Source organism: Micromonospora chokoriensis (assembly GCF_000718555.1).
GTDB lineage: Bacteria > Actinomycetota > Actinomycetes > Mycobacteriales > Micromonosporaceae > Micromonospora > Micromonospora chokoriensis_B.
Genome location: NZ_JOAN01000002.1, coordinates 355,470 through 377,478, shown reverse-complemented (window position 1 = coordinate 377,478; position 22,009 = coordinate 355,470). Strand labels below are relative to the sequence as shown.

General features: G+C 71.4%; 18 protein-coding genes. 5 read left to right on the top strand and 13 right to left on the bottom strand.

The window, feature by feature from the left end:
- Window positions 1-17: 17 nt before the first annotated feature.
- Genes IF46_RS0105060 through IF46_RS0105050 form a run of 3 tightly spaced genes read right to left on the bottom strand, consistent with a single transcriptional unit; the run spans window position 18 to window position 3,246 of the window.
- Complete coding sequence (locus IF46_RS0105060; RefSeq protein WP_030487096.1) at window positions 18-1,823, bottom strand: gamma-glutamyltransferase family protein; 1,806 nt, start codon at window positions 1,821-1,823, stop codon at window positions 18-20.
- Window positions 1,820-2,776 carry a hypothetical protein gene (locus IF46_RS0105055; RefSeq protein WP_157562597.1) on the bottom strand — a complete coding sequence of 319 codons (957 nt, stop codon included), beginning with the start codon at window positions 2,774-2,776 and terminating at the stop codon, window positions 1,820-1,822. Before IF46_RS0105055 ends, IF46_RS0105060 begins: the two co-directional genes overlap by 4 nt.
- Window positions 2,773-3,246, bottom strand: coding sequence for a VOC family protein (locus IF46_RS0105050; RefSeq protein ID WP_030487094.1), 474 nt, complete (start codon window positions 3,244-3,246; stop codon window positions 2,773-2,775). The genes IF46_RS0105055 and IF46_RS0105050 overlap by 4 nt, the downstream gene beginning before the upstream one ends.
- 186 nt (window positions 3,247-3,432) lie before the next feature.
- On the opposite strand from IF46_RS0105050, the gene IF46_RS0105045 reads away from it, so the two are divergent.
- Window positions 3,433-4,674, top strand: coding sequence for a cytochrome P450 (locus tag IF46_RS0105045; RefSeq protein ID WP_051723655.1), 1,242 nt, complete (start codon window positions 3,433-3,435; stop codon window positions 4,672-4,674).
- A gap of 49 nt (window positions 4,675-4,723) precedes the next feature.
- A complete protein-coding gene (locus IF46_RS0105040) occupies window positions 4,724-5,419 on the top strand; it encodes a sulfotransferase family protein (RefSeq protein ID WP_051723654.1) in 696 nt (231 codons plus the stop codon).
- Between the two features lie 51 nt (window positions 5,420-5,470).
- Here the strand turns inward: IF46_RS0105040 and IF46_RS0105035 are convergent, their stop codons facing one another.
- The 7 genes from IF46_RS0105035 to IF46_RS0105005 form a co-directional block, all read right to left on the bottom strand.
- Complete coding sequence (locus IF46_RS0105035) at window positions 5,471-7,594, bottom strand: arylsulfotransferase family protein (protein ID WP_030487091.1); 2,124 nt, start codon at window positions 7,592-7,594, stop codon at window positions 5,471-5,473.
- Window positions 7,591-8,346, bottom strand: coding sequence for a thioesterase II family protein (locus IF46_RS0105030; protein ID WP_084597777.1), 756 nt, complete (start codon window positions 8,344-8,346; stop codon window positions 7,591-7,593). Before IF46_RS0105030 ends, IF46_RS0105035 begins: the two co-directional genes overlap by 4 nt.
- A 3-nt stretch (window positions 8,347-8,349) precedes the next feature.
- Complete coding sequence (locus IF46_RS0105025) at window positions 8,350-9,207, bottom strand: aspartyl/asparaginyl beta-hydroxylase domain-containing protein (RefSeq protein ID WP_030487089.1); 858 nt, start codon at window positions 9,205-9,207, stop codon at window positions 8,350-8,352.
- Window positions 9,207-10,079: an LLM class flavin-dependent oxidoreductase gene (locus tag IF46_RS0105020; protein ID WP_030487088.1), complete on the bottom strand. Its 873-nt coding sequence runs from the start codon at window positions 10,077-10,079 to the stop codon at window positions 9,207-9,209. The genes IF46_RS0105025 and IF46_RS0105020 overlap by 1 nt, the downstream gene beginning before the upstream one ends.
- On the bottom strand, window positions 10,076-12,427 hold the full coding sequence (locus IF46_RS32215; protein ID WP_198041355.1) for a non-ribosomal peptide synthetase: 2,352 nt from the start codon (window positions 12,425-12,427) through the stop codon (window positions 10,076-10,078). Before IF46_RS32215 ends, IF46_RS0105020 begins: the two co-directional genes overlap by 4 nt.
- Window positions 12,428-12,512: 85 nt before the next feature.
- Window positions 12,513-13,862 (bottom strand): MFS transporter, encoded by a 1,350-nt coding sequence (locus IF46_RS0105010; RefSeq protein WP_198041354.1) that lies wholly within the window; start codon window positions 13,860-13,862, stop codon window positions 12,513-12,515.
- On the bottom strand, window positions 13,859-14,581 hold the full coding sequence (locus tag IF46_RS0105005; protein WP_030487085.1) for a thioesterase II family protein: 723 nt from the start codon (window positions 14,579-14,581) through the stop codon (window positions 13,859-13,861). Before IF46_RS0105005 ends, IF46_RS0105010 begins: the two co-directional genes overlap by 4 nt.
- 122 nt (window positions 14,582-14,703) lie before the next feature.
- Here IF46_RS0105005 and IF46_RS0105000 point away from each other — a divergent pair, with 122 nt between their 5' ends.
- Window positions 14,704-18,042 (top strand): non-ribosomal peptide synthetase, encoded by a 3,339-nt coding sequence (locus tag IF46_RS0105000; RefSeq protein WP_051723653.1) that lies wholly within the window; start codon window positions 14,704-14,706, stop codon window positions 18,040-18,042.
- Here the strand turns inward: IF46_RS0105000 and IF46_RS0104995 are convergent.
- Window positions 18,020-19,039 carry an aromatic ring-hydroxylating oxygenase subunit alpha gene (locus IF46_RS0104995; RefSeq protein ID WP_030487083.1) on the bottom strand — a complete coding sequence of 340 codons (1,020 nt, stop codon included), beginning with the start codon at window positions 19,037-19,039 and terminating at the stop codon, window positions 18,020-18,022. The genes IF46_RS0105000 and IF46_RS0104995 overlap by 23 nt on opposite strands.
- A 94-nt stretch (window positions 19,040-19,133) precedes the next feature.
- The gene (locus IF46_RS0104990) at window positions 19,134-19,799 is read right to left on the bottom strand and encodes a VOC family protein (protein WP_030487082.1); all 666 of its coding nucleotides are present in this window, start codon (window positions 19,797-19,799) and stop codon (window positions 19,134-19,136) included.
- A gap of 168 nt (window positions 19,800-19,967) precedes the next feature.
- Between IF46_RS0104990 and IF46_RS0104985 the strand changes: the two genes are divergently transcribed.
- Both IF46_RS0104985 and IF46_RS0104980 read left to right on the top strand, forming a co-directional pair.
- Window positions 19,968-20,666: a 2OG-Fe(II) oxygenase gene (locus IF46_RS0104985; protein WP_084597758.1), complete on the top strand. Its 699-nt coding sequence runs from the start codon at window positions 19,968-19,970 to the stop codon at window positions 20,664-20,666.
- Window positions 20,663-21,286: a GNAT family N-acetyltransferase gene (locus IF46_RS0104980; RefSeq protein WP_030487080.1), complete on the top strand. Its 624-nt coding sequence runs from the start codon at window positions 20,663-20,665 to the stop codon at window positions 21,284-21,286. The genes IF46_RS0104985 and IF46_RS0104980 overlap by 4 nt, the downstream gene beginning before the upstream one ends.
- 9 nt (window positions 21,287-21,295) lie before the next feature.
- Here IF46_RS0104980 and IF46_RS0104975 read toward each other — a convergent pair whose 3' ends face one another.
- Window positions 21,296-21,940, bottom strand: coding sequence for a helix-turn-helix transcriptional regulator (locus IF46_RS0104975; protein ID WP_198041353.1), 645 nt, complete (start codon window positions 21,938-21,940; stop codon window positions 21,296-21,298).
- Between the last annotated feature and the right edge of the window lie 69 nt (window positions 21,941-22,009).

Genomic DNA, 22,009 nt, shown 5'->3' with positions numbered 1-22,009 from the left:
CAGTCCTCTCCGTACCTTCAGCGACATACCGCGTACGCCTGACGTCCGCGCGGGCCGGCGGCGGCCCGGACGAACCCGCTTGCCGGGTCCACCCCGACCGCGCACACCTTGCCGAGGGTGTGCGCCGGCACCGCGTCCACCTCGTGCCCCCGCTCACGCAGCTCGGCGATGACCTCGGGGCCGAAGGACGACTCGACCACCACCACGCCCGGTCGGGACGTGCGTGGCGCGAACGACTGCGGGAAGTGGTCGATGTGGAACATCGGTTGCTCGGTGGACGCCTGCAGGTCCCGGCCGTGTTCGGCGACCGCGAGGAAGGTCTGCAGCGTCCACTGGTCCTGCTGGTCGCCCCCGGGCGTGCCGAGCGCCAGGAACGGCTCGCCGTCGCGCAGCACGATGCCCGGGCTCAGCGTGGTGCGCGGGCGTCGGCCCGGTGCCAGCGAGTTGGGGTGACCCTCGGTCAGCCACATGGTCTGCGCGCGGGTGCCGAGGGCGAAGCCGAGCCCGGGCACCACCGGCGAGCTCTTCAGCCAGCCACCGCTCGGCACGGCCACGACCATGTTGCCCGCTCGGTCCACCACCGCGACGGTGCACGTGTTGCCGGCCCCGGTGCGGGGGGTGGCCGGCCCGACCACCGTCGGGATGCCGCTGCTCAACTGCACCAGCCAGTCGGGGGCGTCCGGCGGCAGGGGTTCCGGGGTGGGCCACGGGAACCAGGACTTGCGGCCCTCCGGCGTGCCCGGCTGTGGGTCAGTCGCGGCTCGGGCGCCGATCAGCGCCCGCTGCTGCGCCGCGTACTCCTCGGTGAGCAGCGCCGCCATCGGCACCGGGGTGTGCTCAGGGTCGCCGTACCAGGCCTCCCGGTCGGCGAACGCCAGCTTCGCGGCCTCGGTCAGCAGATGGACGTACTCGGCGCTGCCCGGTCGCAGGCTGGCCAGATCGCAGCCGGCCAGGATGGCGAGCTGCTGGAGGAAGACCGGCCCTTGTGACCAGGGCCCCGGCTTGTGGACGGTGAATCCGCGGTAGGCGATGGTCGCGGGCTCCTCGACCCCGGCCTGCCAGCCCGCGAGGTCATTGCCGCGCAGCAGGCCGCGGTGCTGCCGGCCGGTCTCGTCCAGCGCCTCGGCCGTGGCCAGGAACCGGTCGATGCCCTCGGCGACGAAACCGCGGTAGAAGGCGGCGTGTGCGGCCTCGATCCGAGCTTCCCGGCTGCCGGCCCACCGCGTCTCGTCGACGAGACGCCGATAGGTCTCCGCCAGCACGGGGTTGCGCATCCGCGAGCCGGCCGCCGGGGCGGCGTCGCCGGTCAGATAGGTGCGGGCCGACTCGGTCCAGTGCTCGCGGAAGAGCGGCGCCATCACCTCGATGGTGCGGGCCGTGGCGGGCAGCAGCGGGAAGCCGTGCTCCGCATAGCCGATCGCGGCGGCAAGCGCGTCCGCCGGCGTCGTCGTGCCGAACTCGGCCAGCAGCCGCATCCAGGCGCCGAAGGCGCCGGGCACACAGGCCGGTAGCAGGCCGGAGGCGGGTACCCGGTCGAGGCCCAGGCCGGTGAAGGCCTCGATCGTCGCCGCTTCCGGCGTGGGGCCCTGACCGCAGACGATGCGTACCTTTCCGGTTGCTCGGGAGTAGACCGCGATCGCCACGTCGCCGCCCAGCCCGTTGGAGTGTGGCTCGACGACCTGCAGCACGAAACCGGCTGCCACCGCGGCGTCCACCGCGTTGCCGCCCCGCTCCAGCGCGGCCATGCCGGCGGACGAGGCGAGCCAGTGGGTAGCGGACACGGCGCCGAAGGTCCCGCTCAGCTCGGGTCGCTGGACACTCATGCGCGGGCCGCCTTCGCCACGCCGCTGCCCATCGGGTGCGGCCGATGCGCCGGGCCACCCGCGGCGGCCCGGGCCACGTCGGCGAGGATGCGCCGCATCCCGGCCGCGCACGACACCACCTCGTCGAGCCGCAGCTCGTCGGGGAGCACGCCGTCGTCGGGGAAGGGGTAGAGGCCGTTAGCGCTCAGGTCGCGGACGATCGCGGTGAGCCGGCGCATCAGCTGGCCCACCGCCTGCGCGCGGTTGACCCGGGTGCGCACGGTCACGAAGTAGCTGTCGTAGGCGATGCCCAGCAGCCCGTGGTTCAGCCGGCGCACCGGCGCCTGATTGAGCAGTGAGTGGCCGTCCGGCACCAGCCGCGCCGCCACGCCGTCGTGCACCCGGCCGTGCAGCCGCACCGCGTCGTCCAACTCGCTCGGGCCGTTGGTCAGCCGGGCCTGCGGACGGCCGCGCAGCAGCGCGCGGACGTGCGGGTAGTCCGGCGCCCAGCTCCCGCTGAACGCGCGGTGCCGCAGCCGCATGCTGGGCCGGATCAGGTCGTTGTAGATCTGGTGGGTGCACGACCCGGTGTAGAGCAGCATGGCCGAGTAGCCGTCGACGTAACGGCTCAGCGGCCCGATCGCCTCGTCGGTGGTCGCCTTGTCCTCCGCGACCTCCTCGAGGAGCTGACGCATCAGTCGCCAGAGCAGGAAGCACACCTGGTGGCCGGTGATCCAGCGGAACCAGAACAGCTCCTCGGGCTCGCCGCGGTACACCGTCGGCCCGCCCTCGGCCAGGGCGCCGATTAACCGGCTCGCCTCGACGTGCTCCGCCGGCACGTCCGGGCCCGCCAGCGCGCTGGTCGCGTCCACCGGAGGCAGCAACAGCGGTTCCAGGGCGTACGGATACCCGCCGAAGTCCCAGGCCTCCTCGGCCGGCGGGTCGGCGATCGGCGTGGCCGGTCCACGCATCATGAGGCTGGAGCCGGCACGTGCGTGAACTCGAACTCGAGCCCGTTGACGTCGTACGCGTAGAAGCTCTGGACCCCGTCCGCGTCCACCACCACGTCGGTGGGGGGCTCGTCCACGGCGAACGTGTAGCGGCCCGACGCGTGCAGGGCGATCCAGCGGTCACGCAACCGGACGAGCTCCTCAGGGTCGTCGACGGAGAGGCAGAAATGCTGGAAGCGCACGTCGCTGATGGCCGGGTCGGTGGCGCTGCCGGGCCGCTCGAACAGGTGCAGGCGAAGGTCGCCGAGGGTCAGCTCGGTGAGCGTGCGGATGCCCGGCAGTCGGCTGCGGGTCAGGTCGGAGAACTGCTCCAGGGTCCAGGAGGGCTTGCAGCCGAGAAACTCCTCGTACCAGGACACGCTGTTGCCCAGGTCGTTCGTCTGGATCCCGACGTGGTGGAACCGGGGGTCCCGTCGGCCGTGTGCTTCTGCCATCGTGCATCACTCCATACGTCCCAGGCGTCACCTGGCCTCCATGGTCGTTCAGTGACCGCGCGCGCAGCGCTTCCCCGCTTTAGGGGACAGCCGTCTCACCAGCTCGGCGATGGCCACTCCTTTACGTGACACCCTCCCCGCTCCGGCTCGCCGTAGCGTCGGGCCAACGCCTTCGCTGGGAGGAGCATGCTGAGCCGAGTCGACGAGCCGACCCACCCCGACGACCTGCTCGCCGAGGCGCGAAAGGTCGACCTCACCGATCCCCGGCTCTACGCGAGCGAGCGACCCGAGCGGATCTGGCGGACGTTGCGCCGCGCCGGCGGCCCGGTGCGCTCGCACGGTCTGCGCGACCACTGGGCGATCACCCGGCACGCGCAGATCCGCGAGGTGCTCCGGCACAGCGACCGGATCTCCTCCGCGAAGGGCAACCACCTGGGGGAGAAGCCATCCGACGTGGTGGCCAGCGCTGCCGCCGGCGGGATGTCGCTGCTGGTCAGCGACGGCGAGGCGCACGCGGAAATGCGGCGGGTGCTGGGTGCCGCCTTCACCCCGCGGCTGATGCGGCGGGTCACCGACAGCACCCGGGAGCTCGCCCGGCGGCTGGTGACCGAGGCGATGGAGCAGCCCTCGGCCGACTTCGTGCAGGCCGTCGCGGCGCCGCTGCCCGCCTTCGTCATCTGCGACCTGCTCGGCGTGCCCGAGGCCGACCGGCCGGAGGTGGTGCGGCTGACCCAGACGGCGTTCGGCGGGTCCGGGCACGCCACGTCCGGCGCGCAGATGGCCGCGCACACCGAGTTGTTCTCCTATTGCCACCGGCTGATCACCGAGAAGCGCCGGACGCCCGGTGAGGACGTGGCGACCGTGCTCGCCCAGGCGCAGTTCATGGGCCGGCCGATGAGCCGAACCATGGCGGTGATGAACTGTCACGACCTGATCGCTGGCGGCAACGAGACCGCCCGACACTCGTCCGGCGCGGCGGCGCTCACCCTCGTCACCGAGCCGGAGTTCTGGCGGCAGCTGCGCGGCGGCGAAGCCGATCCGGACGTCGCGACCGAGGAGATCCTGCGTCGGGAGACACCGGTCAACCACATCATGCGGGTCCTGGTCGGCGATCTGACGATCGCCGGTGTGCCGATGCGTGCGGGTGAGTTCGTCACGCTCTGGCTGCGCTCGGCGAACCGTGACGAGGACATCTTCGACGCACCCGAGGAACTCCGCGCCGCCCGGCGGCCCAACCCGCATTTGGGCTTCGGGCACGGCGCGCACTACTGCGTCGCGGCGCTGCTCGCCCGGATCGAGGTCGGCGCGGTGGTCCGGGCGCTGGCCGGTCTCGTGCGGACCGCCGAGCTGCGGGCCGAGCCGGTCCGGCTGGAGTCGAACTTCTTCCGCGGTTACCGGTCGTTGTCGCTGGCCCTGAGCCACCGATAGCGGTGCTCACCCACCACCACGCACACCCCCTCAGAGAAGGAGCAGCGCCATGAAGATCATCGGTGTCGGCTTCGGCCGGTCCGGCACACTATCGCTGCGGGCCGCGATCGAACGGCTCGGTGCGGGCCCCTGTTTCCACATGCTCGACATCATCAGCGGCGAGCACCGCCTGCGTGACCTGCCGCCCTGGGTGGCTTCCGCCCGCGGCGAAACGGTCGACTGGCGGTCCGCCCTTGCCCGCTGGGAGTCCACCGTGGACTGGCCTGGCTGCGCCGTGTGGCGGGAGCTGGTCGAGGCGTTCCCCGAGGCGACGGTCCTGCTCAACGTCCGTGACTTCGACGGCTTCTACCGCAGCTGCCAGAACACGCTGCACGCGGTACGGCAGGCGGCGCACGCCGGCCTGCTGCCCGCCGACGCCGACCGGATGCCGCCGCGGGAGACGTGGGAGGTGATAGAGCGTCTCGTCTGGCAGGGCGACTTCGGCGGCCGCTTCGAGGACAAGGAGTGGGTTCGCCGGATGTACGAGGACCGGATCGCCGAGATCAAGGCGACCGTGCCGGCCGACCGTCTCGTGGTCTGGACCCTCGGCGTCGATGGCTGGGAGCCGCTGGCCGAGGCGCTCGGCGTGCCCGTGCCGGCGGAGCCGTTCCCGCACCTGCACGACACCGACGATTTCCGGCGCGCCTGCGGGCTGCCGCCGCTGGCGGCATCCGTGCCGCTGACCGCCGCCAGCGCAACCCCCTGACCGCCCGACGTGCACCGGCCGTGCCCCAAGAAGGGGCACGGCCGGTCGCTTCTAGGCGCCCTGGGTTGCCGGCTCGGCCTCGACCGGCGTCGGCGTCGGCTCGGCCTCGGCCGGCGTCGGCTCGGGCTCCGGTTCCGCGGCCACCGCCGCAGGACGGATCATGCGCCGGACGACGACCACGGTCACGATCGTCGTGACGATCCACAGCGGCCAGCCGAGCAGGGTCTTGGCGATGCCCAGGCCCACCCAGTTGCTGGTGAGGTAGAGCGGCATCTGCACAGCGGTCTTCACCGCGAAGAAGCCGAGCCACAGCCAGCCGGCGACGCGATAGGCGCGCATCCGCCGGGGGTCGCGCCGCCACGCCCCGCCCGAGCCGGAGAGCAGGCCGGTCACGATGCCGACCAGGGGCCAGCCGACCAGGTTGGCGACCAGGAAGGCCAGCGGATAGATGATGTTCAGATAGATCAGCGGGGGATAGAAGCTCTGCGCCAGGCCGCCGGTGACGTTCACCAGCATGATCAGCAGCACCATCCCGGCCAGGCCGTACAGCGCCTTGCGGAGACCCTTGCGGGTGGCGAGCCGGATGACCGCCCACACCAGCCCGAGCACCAGGCCGGCGATCAGCGCCATCCACAGCGTCATGCCGAAGCCGCCGAAGATGGCCAGCATCAGCAGCACGGTCTTGCCGACTACGCCCAGGGTCGACGGGCCCTCAGGCGCCGGCCCCGCCACGGCGTGGCCGTGGTCGAGCGGCTTGCCGGCCGCGTCCAACGCCTGCACGCCGACCGCCGCAGTGCCGGCCGGCACTGCGATCGAGGTCTCGAAGCCGGCCCGGGGGATCGGGGCACCGACCGGTCGCAGATCGCCCTCGTCCGACCCGCCGAGCAGCTGCCAGGAGGCCACCTCGGTCGCGCCGTTCCAGCTGACCACGAGTTGCGAGCCGTCCCGCACGGCGGTCGGCGGGGTGAGTGGGAAGCCCTGCCACTCGGAGCGGTACACCCGATAGTTGATCTGCCCGAAGTTCATCTCCAGCACCGGCCGGCCGGCCGCGTCGAACTCGGTGACCCGCTGGGTCTCGCCCCACGACACCAGGCGGTTGCCGTTCGGCTGGGTCGAGATGTCGCCGCCGAACGTCGCGGAGATCTCCGGCTGGTGCCGCACGGTGTCGACTACCGTGGCGGTCTTGGCGGCCTCGTCGAGGCGCACCTTGAGCCCGCGGGAGGCGTGCCCGCACCCGGGGCCGCCGTTGCCGTTGTCAAACAGCGAGATCGTGCCGTCCGCCTCCACCCGGGCGTCGTGCTGATAGCAGAACCAGCCGGCGTCGGAGTTGAGCAACTCGGTGCCGAAGCTGCTGCTGCCGTCGGCCGGCTTGCCCAGCGTCCAGAGCACCCGGCCGTCCTTGCGCGAGACCTTGTAGACACTCCACGTGTGCCGTCCCGAGATCAGCAGGTCGCCGTCCGGCATGACCTCGATCGAGTTGCCGTGGAAGTAGTCAAAGATGCCCAGCGGGCCAGGCACCGGCAGGTGGGACTGGGACAGCGGGATGTGGTCGAGCGCGCGCCACTCGAAGAGGATCTTGTTGCCGCGCTGGAAGTCGACCTCCTGCACGACGTAGTCGTAGACCACGACCGGCCGGCCGCTCACCACCCGGATCACCGGGGTGTAGGCGCCGACCAGCGCCGTGCCCTCCGGGGTGATCCGCAGTTCGTGCAGGCCTGGTGAATTCGTGGCGTTGGTTTTGATCGTGCCGACTTCACGGTAGTTCTCGTCCAGCATCACGTATTCGCCGCGCGTGTCCAAGCCGTACACCAGCCAGGTGCCCCGGAAATAGACCAGCCGCTTCTTGCCCTGCACCGTGACGACCTGGAAGTTGTGGGTGTCCGCTACCGTCTCCGGTTTGTTCCAGATCACCGAGCCGTCGTTGGCGTAGATCGTTGGGCCGCCGCGGCCCGGCCCCTTCGACGAGGCGAAGAGATAGCCCGGCGCGGCGCTGCCGGTGTCGAGATAGGCGCAGGCGCCGATCGGCCGCAGGTCCGGCCGGCTGTGGTAGGTCGGTGCCGGCGGCAGGCAGTCGCCGGTGTCCAGCACCGGAGCGGCGACCGCGGCGCCGCCCGCCCCGGCCGTCAGTAGGACCGCGAACAGGGCGACCGCGGCGCGTACGATAATGCGGCTCATCGATGGCTCCCCTCCGGCCGGGGTTTCCGGCCTCGCAGGCGTTCCAGCACCCCGGCGAGAATGGTGTCGATCAGGTCGTCCGGCGCCGCGTTGAACTCGTTGTGCCGGCCCGGCAACTGGATGAAGGTCGCGTTCCCGCATTCCGCCCAGCCGGCCAGCGACTCGGGCGGATATTCCGGGTCGTCCCGCCAGCCGAAGACCGTGATCGGGCAGGCCAGGCGGTTCGGTTCGGGGGCGTGATATCCGCGGCGCAGCTCGATGTCCGACCGCAGGATGCGGACATAGAGGTCAACCAGCTCCGGATGCGGCTTGCGGCCGATGTCGCGGATCGTGGCCGCCACCTCGGCGGCCAGCTCGTCGGCGTCCATGTCGAGCATCCGGCCGGCCGGCCCGGCCTGCGGCGGCACCTCGGAGGAGACGAAGAGCCGGGCGGGCTCGTGCCCGGCACGCTCCAGGCGTCGGGTGACCTCATAGGCGAGGATCGCCGACCAGCAGTGCCCGAAGAAGGCGAACGGCACGCCGAGATAGGGCTCCAGGCCGTCGATCATGGCGGCTGCCAGGTCTTCGAGGGTGTCCGGTGGTGCCTCGGTGAACCGGGACAGCCGGCCGGGCAGCTCCACGGGCAGGAACTCGACCCCGGCCCGCTCGGCGGGCCAGTTGTCGAACACGGTCGTGCCGCTGCCCGCTTGCGGGATGCAGAAGACCCGGCCGGCCGGCGCGGCGGCCGGCGGGCGTTGCAGCCAGACGCTCACCGCCTATGCGCTCCTGTCCAGGGTGTAGTGCTTGCGCAGCTCCTCGGTGTGCGGCAGCACCGCCGGGTCGGGGCTCTTGGCGGCTAGCTCCAGCATCGTGTCCCAGACGAAGTCCGACCCGCCGTCCCGGCGGAAGTGCTTCTTGATCACGATGCTGAAGACCTCGTCGAACGTGTCCATCGAGAGCAACGGCGCCACGCCGAAGAGGTCCGCGCGCTCGTCGTCGCCGAGCGGCGGCCGGGTGACGATCCGGTCGACCGGGATGCCGGCCTCGACGCCGCCGCCGGCCACCCGGGTGAACGATCCCGCTCCGGGCGTGTCAACGAAGTCGAGCATCAGGTGGATGCGCGGCTGGGCGGTCAGCACCGCCACCGAGTGGATCCGCGAGGCGTCGAGGAACCACACCTCGCCCCGCCGCATTCGATAGACGACGTTGTCCTCGTTGAAGAAGCAGTTGTCGTTGGTGGCCAGCGGAATGTGCATCCGGTGCTCGTTGCGCGCCTCGTCCGGCAGGTCGCTGAGCTCGAGCAGGTCGCGGTGCGGGATGATCACACTGTTGGTGACCAGCGCCAGCCGCGCGAAGTTCAGCCGGTCGAGGTCCGCGGTCTCGCGGATCAACTCGGCCAGATAGGGCAACCGCTCGGCGTGCGGGGTGAAGCCCGCCGACCGGTCGTAGGCGTAGTCGGTGACCACCCCGTCGCCGGCATCCCCGCCGGGCGCCCACAGCATGCAGCTTTTCCACGATCCGCCGAAGACATAGTCGCTGTACGCCTCCGACCACTCCAACGATCGGCACGTCGCGAGGTCTGCCTCGAGTCGTGCCAGGTCCAGGGCGACCTCACCCACGAAATGCGTGCGCATCACAGCTCCTCGGCGACCTGATCGAGCACCTTGACATCCCCCTTGTACGGCTCGTCCGCCCGCGGCCACTGCACCACCAGGTCGGTGATGCCCGCCTCGGCGAACCGGCCGGCCGCGTCGAAGAACGCGTCCTTGCTGGCCAGCACGTCGCCCACCGACGGTCCGGCGACCAGCATCCGGGCGATGCCGTCCGGGTTGCGACCGGTCGCCGCGCACGCCTTCTCCAGCTCCTCGACCTGGCGCCGGATGAGCGGCACGGTGTCGGCGTAGGGCGCCCGCTCGAAGAGGTTGGGCGCACCGGTGGTCACCCAGTACTGGCCGAACCGGGCGGCGAGCCGCATGCCGCGCGGGCCGGCCGCGGCGATCGCGAACGGCACCCGGGGCTGCTGCGTGTCGTGCGGCCGGACGTGCACGTCCTCCGCGAAGTAGTAACGCCCGTCGAACGAGGTCACCGGACCGGACAGCAGCTGATCGGTGAGCTCGACGTATTCGGCGAACCGCGCGGTGCGTTCCGGCCGTTTCCACGGCGTGCGTCGGGTCATGCTGGCGTCGACGCCCTCGCCGCCGGCACCGAGCCCGAGCACCAGCCGGCCACCGGCGATGTCGTCCACCGTGGCGATCTCCTTGGCGAGATACGCCGGGTGCCGCAGGTTCGGCGAGGACACCAGCACACCGATCGTGATGCGCGAGGTCTCCAGCGCCGCGGCGGTCATCGTCGGCACGGCGGTGAACCATTCCTTGTTCTGGAACGTCCGCCAGTTCATGTGGTCGTAGGTCCAGGCGTGGTCGAAGCCCATCTCCTCGACACGCCGCCACTTCTGCCGTGCCGTCTGCCAGCGGTCCTCGGGCACGATCATTACACCGAATCTCATCGGTACCCCTCGTCTGTCGGTCGCTCTGCGCTGGCCCCGGCCCGTAGCGAGGCTGCGACCTCCCGCAGCGGGCTGGTGAGCAGCACGGTCACCTCGGGCTTGGCCCGCAGTCTCGCCTCGCACTCATCGAGCAGTTCAAAAGCCAGCAGTGAGTGCCCGCCGAGCTGCACGAACGTGTCCTGCACCCCGACCGTCCCGACGTTGAGGACCCGGCGGTAGATCTCCACCAGGGCGGCTTCCAGGTCGTCGACCGGCGCCTCGGCGTCCCGTCCCGCGGACTCCTCGGTCCAGGTGCGCAGCAGCGCCTCCTCGTCGGTCTTGCCGTTGACCGTGGCCGGGATCTCCGGCACCGCGACGATCCGGTCGGGACGCAGGTAGTCGGGCAGGTGCGCGAGCGCGTGCTCGTCCACCGCCGCGATCGTCGTCGCCGGGCCGGCGAGCACCACGAAGGCGAGCAGCCGGGCCGGATCGCCGTACGCGAGCACCGCACAGTCGGCCACCGACGGATGACCCGCGAGGACCGACTCGACCTCGCCCGGCTCGATGCGCCGGCCGCGCACCTTGACCTGGCGGTCGATCCGGCCCAGGTGCTCCAGCAGGCCGTTCTCGCGATAGCGGCACAGGTCGCCGGTGCGATAGAGGCGGCTGCCCGGCGGGCCGTAGGGGTCGGCCACGAACCGTTCCGCGGTGCGACCCGGCGAGCGCCAGTAGCCGTACGCCAGACCGATTTCGCCGCCGATGTAGGCCTCGCCGGGCGTGCCCACCGGCGTCAGGCCCAGATTCTCGTCGAGCAGCACGACGCGGAAGTTGGGGGCGGGTCGGCCCACCGGCACGGTCGGGCCGGTCGACCCGTGCGGGATCACGTTGTCGGTGACCGATCCCGCCTCGGTCGGCCCGAACGCGTTAACCAGCGTGGTCGCCGGCAGAGCGGCGTGGAACGCGTCGCGCAGCCAGGGCGGCATCGACTCGCCGCCGCTGACCACCCAGCGCAACGCGCCGGCCGCGGTGGGGGAGAGCCGCCGCAGCAGCGGCGTCAGCACGGTCGGCACCGCGAAGATCATCGTCACGCCGTGCCGTTCGATCAGCCGCGCCAGGTGGGCGGGGTCGCGGTGCCGGCCCGGCTCACAGATCAGCAGCCGCGCGCCGTGGTGCAGCGGCCAGAAGAGCTCCCAGATGGACACGTCGAAGCCCGGCGACGTCTTGAAGATCGCACAATCACCCTCGGCGTACGGATACTGCCGTTGCATCCAGTCGGTGTTCGCCTGGGCTGCTGCCGTCACCACCGCGACGCCCTTCGGCTGCCCGGTCGTGCCGGAGGTGTAGAGCACGTGCAGCAGCCCGCCGGCCGTACCCGCGACCGGGTTGCCGGCCGGCTCCCGCTCCCACGCCGCCGCGTCGGTCTCCACGTCGACGACCTGCCACGCACCGTCCGGCACCCGCTCCTGACCAGCCCGGTCGGTCAGCACCAGCAGCGGCGCCGCGTCGGCCAGCATGAAGGCGAGCCGGGCGTCCGGCAGATCGGTGTCGAGCGGGATGTAGCCGGCGCCGGTCTTGACCACCGCGTAGATCGCGACGACCTGTGCGACCCCACGGTCCATCCGGATCCCGACCCGGTCGCCCGGCCCGGCGCCCCGGCCGATCAGGTGGTGCGCCAGCCGGTTCGCGCGCTCGTTCAGCTCCCGATAGCTGACCGTGGCGCCGTCCTCGGTGACCAGTGCCACCGCGTCCGGCGTACGCTGCGCCTGCTCCTCGAACGGCTGCGCCACGGTCCGGAACTCCGTCCGCGGCACACGGTGCGGGTTGAGCCCGTGCAGGATGCGCTCTCGCTCGTCGTCGTCGACCAGCGGCAGGGCGGCCATCGGTTCATCGGGCCGGCGCACCGCTGCGGTCAGCAGCGTCCGCACCAGGCGTGCCCAGCCCTCGGCGACCGGGCTGTCGGCGACCGGCGTCATGGTCTCCACATAGAACTCGGTGCCGTCCGCGGAGAGCAGGATCGTGACGTCGACCGGGACGCCGCCCGCGCCGGCCGGCTCCGGTGGTGCCTGAGCCACCCGGTGCAGGGCCGCGCGCAAGCCGGTGGCTGGGTCGGGTCCCGCGTCGTCCGACGGGGTGAGGGCCGCACGGACACCGCAGATCACCTGGGCCCGGCGACCCGCGGCCCCGGGCAGCCGCCGCACCAGCACCGTGGCGCAGACCCACCACGCGTGCAGCTCTTCCGCCCCGGCTTCGGCGCACAGCGACCGCAGCGCGGCGTTCACCCCGGCCGGCAGGGCGAACGGGCCGACGCACTCGGCCGGTGCCTCGCCGTCCTTGGCGCTCAGGTCTGCGTGCTGCTGCGTGCTCGTCACGAGAACTCCCTGGAGGTGGTAAGTCTCTGTAGTTCACGGGGCCGCGCCGTGGACCGAATGTCGCCGGTTTCCGTGACCACGGCCGTCACGCCGGGCCCGCCACCACTGGCCGGGCGGAGTCGTCCCGCTCCCCGACGGCGTCGGGGAGCTCCCGCTCCAGACCCCGCAGCCGCGGCGCGGCCGCCGCGACCGCGACGGATACGACAATGAGCGCGCCGACGATCATCATGAGCAGCGCGGTGCCGCGACCGGGCCCGTCGCCGATCACCGCGGCCAGCCCTGGCGACCGCACGTCGTCAGCGCCGACCGCGGGGTCGAAGACACGGTCGACCAGCACCCCGGCCAGCAGATAGGCGATCAGCTGCGGGATCTGCGACACCATGTTCACCAGCGCCGCGACCCGCCCGAGCAGCCGGGGCTCCACCTTGCTCTGCCACAGCGCCTGGTTGGTGGCGAGCACCACGCCGAGGGCGCCCATGAAGACGAAGGCGGCGGCCGCGACCAGCGCGACGCTGGGCCGCGTCGCCCCGGCGATCGTCGCCGCCGCCATGGCCAGCGAGCCGATCAGGATGCCGCGGACCCGCCGGCGCGGCCCGCCGGTGACGGTCACCGCGATGCCGCTTAGCACCATGCCGACCCCGCCGATCGACAGCGCCACGCCCAGTTCGTCCGCCGAGGCGAAGGAGAGCACCAACGGGGTGATGAGCAGGTCGATGAAGCCGGCGCTGAGATTGACCGCGCCGAGGAAGAGCAGCAGCGCGGTCAGGCCGGGCCGGGCCGCGACATAGCGCCAGCCCTCGCGGAAGGACGCCAACAGGCCCCTCGGGCGCTCCGCCGCCTCCCCGTCGGCGTCGGTGTCCCGCGGAATCGGCACGATCGCGACGCTGAGCAGGGCCAGCCCGAACGTGATCAGGTCGAGCACCACGATGCCGCGCAGGCCGACGGCGAGCAGCAGGAAACCGGCCGCGACCGGGGCCAGCACCTCGTTCGTCGCGATCGCCGACATCCGCATTCCGTTGACCTGGCCGAGTCGCTCCTTGGCGACGAGCCGCGGGCCGAGCGTGGCGAAGGCCGGCATCTCCAGGGCCGCCACCACCGACGAGGCGGCCACGATCGGATAGACGTGCCAGATCGCGAACGCCCCGGAGAAGAGCAGCGTGGCCAGCACCAGCGCGATGACCATGTTGGCGGTGTTGCTCACCAACAGCGACCGCTTCGTGCCCCACCTGTCCACCAGCGCGCCGGTGAACGGCGCGACCACGATGGCCGGCAGCAGACTCAGCGCGAAAACCACGCTGAGCGTGGTGGCAGATCCGGTGACCCGATAGACGTGCACGCCCAGGGCGAAGGCGGTCAGCCCGGAACCGAGCAGCGAGAGGAACTGGCCCGCCCAGACCACAGTGAAGGCGCGCATTCCGCTCAGCGCGGCGGTCATCGCTGCTCCAGGCCGTCACGGAGCAGGTCGATCAATTCTGCCGGTGCCTCGGTGAACCGGTGGTGCCCGCCCTTGAGCAGCACGAAGGTCGTGTCACCACACTCCGTCCAGCCACCCATCGTGGTGTGCGCGACCTCGCTGTCCGCGGTCCAGCCGATCGCGGTGATCGGGCAGCTCAGCCGGGTCACCTGGGGCATCACGTAGCGCTTGTTCGCCTCCACGTCGGCGCGCAGCACCCCGAGGTGCAGCGCGAGCAGTTCGTCGGTCACGGTGCCGCCCAGCTCGCCGATCAGCTCGGCCAGCTCGGCGCCGAGCGCGGCGTCGTCCATCTCCAGATAGCGACCGACCGGCCCGTGCTGCGGCGCCACCTCGGAGGAGACGAAGAGCCGGGCCGGCGGCGTGCCGCGCCGGGTGAGTTCTCGGCAGACCTCGTACGACGCGAGCGCTGATCCGCAGTGCCCGAAGAACGCGAAAGGCACGTCGAGGTGCGCCTCGAGCCCGTCGGCCATGGTGCTGGCCAGCTCCTGATAGGTCTCGAAGGTGGGCTCGGCGAACCGTGTCTCGTGGCCGGGCAGCTCCACCGGCAGGAACTCCACGCCGTCGACTCGGCGTGGCCACTGCCGATAGAGGCTGGCGCCGCAGCCGGAGAAGGGGACGAGGAAAACCCGGCCGGTGGCGTTCGCTGCCGGCGTTCGGGGCAGCCATCTGTTCCGGCGCATGCTCCGAGGATGGTGTGCCCCGGCCCGCGGTCACCGTCCCGGTTTCCCGCGACAGGGTCGGACCGCCGGCTGCGCATAGCTTGGCCGGTAGCCGGTGCCCGACGTTCCGATGGTGGTGACCCATGACGGATCTGCGCAGCCAGATCGCGGCCCTCTCGCCGGAACGGCGAGCGCTGCTTGAGAGCCGGCTGGCGCGGCTGATGGCCGAGCGCGGGCCCCGGGACGGGCGGATCACGCCGCGCGACAGGTCCACGCCCACGCCGCTAGGCCTGGCGCAGCAGCGCGAGTGGGCATCCGAGCGGGTGCGCGGTGCCAACAACATCACCGCCGCCTTCCGGGTGGAGGGCACGCTCGACCTCGACCTGCTCGGCACCGTGCTCACCGAGGTCGTCGAGCGGCACGAGGTGCTGCGGACCACCGTGCGGGTCGGCGCGGACGGCGCGCCGGTCCAGCTGGTCGGCGAGGTCGCCCGGGTAACCGTCCCGGTCGTCGACCTCGGGCAGTTGAGCCCCGAGGAACAGCATGCCGAGGCGCGCCGCCGCTACGCCGCCGAGCTGACCCGGGCCTTCGGCGCGGACGACCCGCTGCGGTTGCGCGTCACCCTGCTGCGGCTGTCCGACGAGACGCACCTGGCCCTGTTCGCCATCGACCACGTCGTCTCGGACGCCTGGTCGATGGCCATCCTGGTGCAGGAGATTGCCACCCTCTATGCGGTGCACCGGCATGGCGGCCCGCGGCCGCCCGCTCCGCCGGTGCAGTTCGGCGACTTCGCGGCCTGGCAGCGCGAGCGGCTCACACCCGAGCGCACCGCCGCCGAGCTGCGGCACTGGCAGGAGACGCTGGCCGGCATCCCGGGAGGGCTCGGGGTGCCGACCGACCGGCCCTATCCGACCCGGCCCACCTATGTCGGCGACGTCCAATTCACGAACCTTTCGCCGCAGCTCAGTGCCGATCTGCGCCGGCTCGGCGACCAGCAGGGTGCCTCGCTGTCCATGGTGTTGCTCGCCGCCGCGTCCGTGCTGCTGCACCGCTATCTGGAGCGCGACGACCTGGTGCTGGTCTCGATGGCCTCGGGTCGCAACCGGGTGGAGACCGAGCAGCTGATCGGCTGCTTCGCCAACCCACTACCGCTGCGCCTGCGGGTGCGCGACGACGACACCCTGCTCGGGCTCGTCCAACAGGCGCGCGAGGTGATGGCTACCGCCCTCGACCATCAGGACGTGCCGCTGGAGCGGCTCATCGAGGCGGTCGGCCTCGACCGGGAGGCGTCGCAGACGTCGCTGAGCGGCATGTGGGTCAACGCGCTCACCGGCCCCGACATGACCCTGGAGCTGCCCGGCCTGCGCATCTCGATCGAACCTATCCACCTGGGCATCGCGCCGGTCGCGCTGACCCTGGTCGCCGTGCCGAACGGCGACCGGCTGCAGCTGCAGTGGCTCTTCATGACCGAGCTGTTCGACGCCGGCACGGTGGCCCTGCTCGCCGATCAGTTCGAGCGGGTGCTCCAGCGGTTGCTGGCCGAGCCGGGGAGCACGGTCGGGCAGGTGAGCCTCGCTCCGGCCGCGTCCGGCGCGGCGGCGGCACCGGTGGCCGGTGACGTCGGTCCGGGCTTCGTGGAGCTGCTGCGGCGCCGCACGGCGTCCGCCCCACACGCCCCCGCGGTGGTCTGCGACGGCGTGCCGACCAGCTATGCCGACCTCAGCCGGGAGGCCGGCCGGCTGGCCCGTCGCCTCCGGCAGCTGGGCGTGACCCAGGAGAGCCGGGTAGGCATCCTGCTCGACCGATCGCCCCGGCTCGCGGTGGCGGTCTGCGGTGTGTTGGAGGCCGGCGGTGCCTACGTACCGCTGGATGCCTCCTACCCCACCGACCGCCTGGCCTTCCAGCTGAGCGACGCGGGGATCGGGGTGCTGGTCGCCGAGCGCCGCACCGCCGAGCTGCTCACCGCCGCCGGTGTGCCGCTGCCCGGCCAGGTCGTGCTGCTGGATGGGCCGGCCGCGGAGGGCGACGGCCCGGAGCCGCCGGCGCCGCACCCCGACTCGGCGGCCTACGTCGTCTACACCTCCGGCTCGACCGGTCAGCCCAAGGGTGCCGTCATCACGCACCGGTCGCTGGTCACCTTCGGCCGCGACGTCGCGGACCGGCTGGGCCTCGGCGCGGGGGACCGGTTCCTGCAGTTCGCGTCGCCGGCCTTCGACGTGCTGGTCGAGGAGCTGTTCCCGATCTGGCTGGCGGGCGGCGCGGTGGTGACCTCGTCCGAGCCGGTGTCCCGGCTCGATCTGGTCGAGCTCATCGAGCGTGAGCGGATCACCGTGATCGAGCTGCCCACCGCGTACTGGCACGAATGGGTGCGCGAGCTGGACCGCCTCGACCGCAAGCTGCCGAGCTGCCTGCGTCTCGTGATCATCGGTGGGGAACGAGTCCTGCCGGAACGGCTGACCCGGTGGCGGCGGCACGCGGTGCCGCTCCTGCACGTCTACGGCCTCACGGAGGCCACGTGCAGCTCCACGTTCTTCCGTCTCGACCCGGCCGACCCGGAGCAGGACTGGCCGAACCTGCCGATCGGCACGCCGATCCCGTCGGCCGACCTGCGCGTGCTGGACAGCCGACTGCGACCGGCCCCGCGCGGCGGCACCGGCGAGCTCTACGTCGCCGGCGTGAGCCTGGCTCGGGGCTATCTCGACCGGCCCGGGCTGACCGCGCAGCGCTTCGTCGCCGATCCCGACCCAGCACACCCGGGCCAGCGTCTCTATCGCACCGGCGACCTGGTGCGCGAGCGCGCCGACGGCAACCTGGAGTTCATCGCCCGGGTGGACACCCAGATCCATATCCGCGGTTTCCGGGTCGAGCCGACCGAGATCGAGTCCGCGCTGAGCCGGCACCCGGCGGTCACCGAGTCGGTCGTGGCGATGCACGAGCCGGTCGCCGGCGACCGGCGGCTGGTCGCCTATGTGGTGCCGCATCCGGGTCAGAACGCCGACGTCCGCGAGCTGCGCCTGTTCCTGGAAGCTCAACTACCGCCGTACATGGTGCCGTCAAGCTTCGTGGAGCTCGACGCGCTGCCGCTCTCGGCGAACGGCAAGATCGATCGAGACCGGCTGCCCGCGCCGGCACAGCGACCGACCGGCGAACCGAGCGCCGGCGCCGCCACCGAGATCGAGCAGACGCTGGCCTCGGTGATCGCCGCGGTCATCGGCCTCGACCAGGTCGGGCCGCACGACAACTTCTTCGAGATCGGCGGCGACTCGATCCTGGCGATCCAGGTCGTGGCCCGGGCCCAGGAGGCAGGTCTCGCGCTCACCCCGTACGACCTCTTCGCCCATCCCACCGTGGCCGCGCTGGCGGGGATCGCCGAGGCGGCCGCGGCCGACACCCCGCCGACGCCGGCTGAGCCGGAGACGTCCGCCTTCCCGCTGGCGCGGGCCGACGACGATGAGATCGCTAAGTTGCTGAAACGGCTGTAGCGATGCGGCCGTCGATAAGCTCCTGATAAATCCGGCGATATTCCAGGCTGAACTTGTCCGAGCGAGTGTGCGCCTGGCTGTGCAGGTCGAGCGGGGCCTCGCGGGGCCGCAGCCGCTCCATGATCGGGAAATCCTCGTCGAAGATCTCCTGCTCCCACTGGCGCATCTCGGCCATGTTCGCGCCGTGCTTCTCGAACACCGCCGAGTCGATGCCGATCGACCAGAAGTGCCGCACCTTCTCACCGTCGACGGTGATCGGGGTGGCGAACTGGACGACGAGACTGTGCCCGCCTTCGGGGAACTCGGCCTTGACCGTCGCGAACATCGGCGCGGCGAGATAGAAGTCGAACCGCTGCTTGCCGGCCACGCCCTCGTTGCCGTCCATGGCGGTGCCGCCCAGGTCGACGTCGAGCGTCCAGCGCAGCTCGACGCCGTCCCGGTGCACCTTGTAGGGGTCGACGACCTGCTGCACGTTCGGGCCCATCGAGCCCCGGTGTACGAAGGCGAAGTGCGACATGTCGCGGAAGTTCTCGGTGACCTGACGCAGGCCGCAGCCCAGGTCGGTGGGCCCGCCGTGCGCGAACTGCCAGTCCGGGTCGGATGCCTCGGGCATCGCGGGCAGGTCCCGGTCGGGGGTCTCCAGGGCGGCCCAGACGTAGCCGTATGCCTCGCGTGACGGATAGACCCGCAAATTCGAGCGAGGCGGCGCCGGGCGGTCCGGCAGCGACGGCACCGCGGTGCACGCGCCGGAGCCGGGGGCGAACCGCCACCCGTGATACGGGCATTCGAGCTCGCCCTTCACCATCTGCCCGACCGTCAGGTCCATCCCGCGGTGCGGACAATAGGCGCCGGCCACCGTGGACACGCCGGCCTCCCGGTAGACGACGAGGTCCTCGCCGAGGATGTTCGCGCTCAGCGGCCCGGTCTCGTCGACGTCCGCCACGCGGGCGACCGGGAACCAGGTGTGGCGCAGCATCTCGTATTCCGCGGCAAGCATCGGGTGTCCCTTCCGGTTGACCGTCTCAGCTCATCGTGGACGATCCGGATTCCGGCAGAGCTTCCCTGCTTTTGGGGACACCCGCGGCGTACCGTCAGGCGGTGGCCACCCAGGTGGCGACGCAGGCCTCGTTGCCCTCCGCGTCGGCGAGCACCCACCAGCCGGGGGCGTATTTGTCGGTCATCAGCTTGCCGCCCGCCTTCAGCGCGGCCTCGACCCGGGCCTCGGCTTCGCGCAACGGCACCCAGACGTCGACGTGGATCCGGTTGCGCCCGGTCCGCGGGGCGTCCATCTGCTGGAAATAGACGCCCGCCGTCCGCCGGCGGGGGTCGGTGATCTCCTCCTCGGGGGCGTCCACCCGCGGCTCGTAACCGAGCACGGCCCGCCAGAACGGCAGCACGTCCGGGATGCTGAGGGCGTCGATCGTGATAATCAGATTCTGCGCGGCGGACGGCTTGGCGGTCAGGCCGAGCCCGTGCGCGGCCTCGGAGACGCGCCTGGCGAAGGCGACGTCATCCTCGGTGAGACCGGTGAACTCTGCGCCGACGGTGAGCAGCCGGATGGTGACGCCGTCCGCCCGGACGTCGATCTCGGGGGCCGCGTGGCCCTCGCCGGCCGCCGCGCTGATCGCGGTGACCAGCTCCGCGCCGGCCGCGAGCGACGCTGTCGGATAGAACGTGAAAGCCGCCCGGGCGACGCACACCCAATCTTCGACGCCCGGCAGTTCACCGAACTGCTCCGGCGTGATCCGGCCGGTCATATTGATCACCTTCTGTCACGTCGGCGGTCTGCGGTCCTCGTCACCATATTCGACGACACCATCCCCGTCGGCCCGGCGGAACTGATCTCCCCGGTTTACGGGACGCGGTAAGGCGGCCCTAACCGGATACGTTGCCAGCGTGGATGCCCTGGGAAGGGAGAACCCGAGATGTCTGAACAGACGCCTGATTTTCTGAAAGGCGCGTCGAACGCCTCCCGATTCAGCTGGCTCAGCTTTGACGTCTCCGCCGCCATGCCGACCGGCTGGCGGGAGGAGATCGAAAAAGTGGCCCGCAACGATCGGATCACCAAGCAACTGGTGCCGCCGCACCACACCTCGCGGGAGAGCGCCGACGTGGCCGCTGTTCAGGTCATGACCGTGCGTGGCGTGACCGTGTGGGAGCGCCTGCCCTGGTTGATCGACCTCTACCGCGGGTACTTCCGCGAGCTCTACGAGGAGGCGGCCGGCCGCCGGTTGCACCCCACGGACGACCAGCGCTACGCCGTCGTGATGAACGTCCAGGAGGGCGGCGACCGCTACGAGTGCCACGTGGACACCAACCCGATCGAGGCGCTGCTCTATGTCACCGACCACCCGCGCGGCACCGGCGGTGAGCTGGTGGTGGCCAACAACGCGGACGCCGCGTCGGTGGAGGAGGTCGACGAGGACTGCTCGATCCTCTATCCGTCGTCAGGCCAGTTGGTCTTCTTCGACGCCCGCCGCTGGCCGCACTACGTGCGCGCGCTGCGTGAGCCCGGCCTGCGGGTGGCGGTCGGCATGAACTACTACACCGATGAGTGTCCGGAGAGCACGCGGCCGCAGGACCTCAACGAATATCTGTATGGTGCCCAGAACACCGTAGCGTGACCGAGCCCTTCGCCGGTCACGACGTGCGCGTCGTACCGGCCAATGCGGTCTCGGGGGTAGACCTGCAGGCGGTCCTGGGCACTAGTGACCCGGGCCGCTGCCAGTGCCAGAAATTCAAGATCCGAGGCTGGATGTGGACGAACTCCACCCAGCTGGAACGCACCGCCGCGCTGATCGAGCAGACCGGCTGCGGCGACCCGGACGCCCGGACGACCAGCGGGCTCGTCGCCTATGTCGACGACGAGCCCGCCGGTTGGGCCGCGGTCGAGCCACGCACCGCCTATCCCAAGCTCCGAGACCTTCGCGTGCCGTGGACGGGGCGTGCCGAGGACAAGGACGACGACAGCGTCTGGGCGGTGACCTGCCTGCTGGTGCGCAAGGGATTCCGCGGTCGTGGGCTGACCTATCAGCTCGTCCTCGGTGCGGTCGACTTCGCCCGCGAGCGCGGTGCGCGTGCGCTGGAGGCCTATCCGATGATCACCCAGCCCGGCCGAGTGATCACCTGGGGCGAGCTGCACGTGGGCGCCCGGCAGACGTTCGCCGACGCCGGTTTCCGTGAGGTCAGCCACCCCACGCTGCGCCGGGTCGTGATGCGCGTCGACTTCCGAGCCGGCGCTTGACCGCCTGACTCAGGCGGCGGGCGTCATCGGGGCGGGCGGCTGGTCGGGGCCGGGATTCGTGCCGCGCACCATGCCGCCCAGCAGGGCCGCCCGGGTGAGCTCCGCCTTGTTGCCGACGCCGAGCTTCGCGCGGATGCGCTTCACATAGGTGTCCACCGTGTGCGGGCTGATCCGCAGCCGGGTGGCGATCTGGCTGTGCGTCAGCCCGCAGGAGATCCGGCGCAGCACCTGCTCCTCACGCTCGGACAGTTGCTGGCCGGGGGACTGCGGCCGTTCCACCGCCGGTCGCTCGCCGACTCCGTCGGGACCGACGCAGTATCCCGCCGTGATCGCGTGAATGGCCTCGACGATCCGGGCGCCCGACTCCCGCTTGCTGATCACGCCAGAGGCGCCGGCCGCGAGATAGTCACGGTCATTTCCGGTGCCGTTGACGAGCACGAGAACGGCGGTGGTGCGGGCGGTCGTCGCGATCTGGCTCAGGCCGTCGCCAGCGGTGAGGGCGTCGATGTCGATCAGTGCGGCGTCGGCCAGCCAGGACGGTTCCTCGTCCGGCGATTCACGCACGGCGACGACCTTGATGCCAGCACTGTTCAGCACCTCGACGAGCCCGACGAGGAAGATGGGCGAGCTGATTACCAGATCGGTACGAATCACGCGAGCCCCAATCAATTCCAGAGAAAGTGCGTAATTGCCTGTTCAGCGTGCCTTCTGCCGAAGTGATCT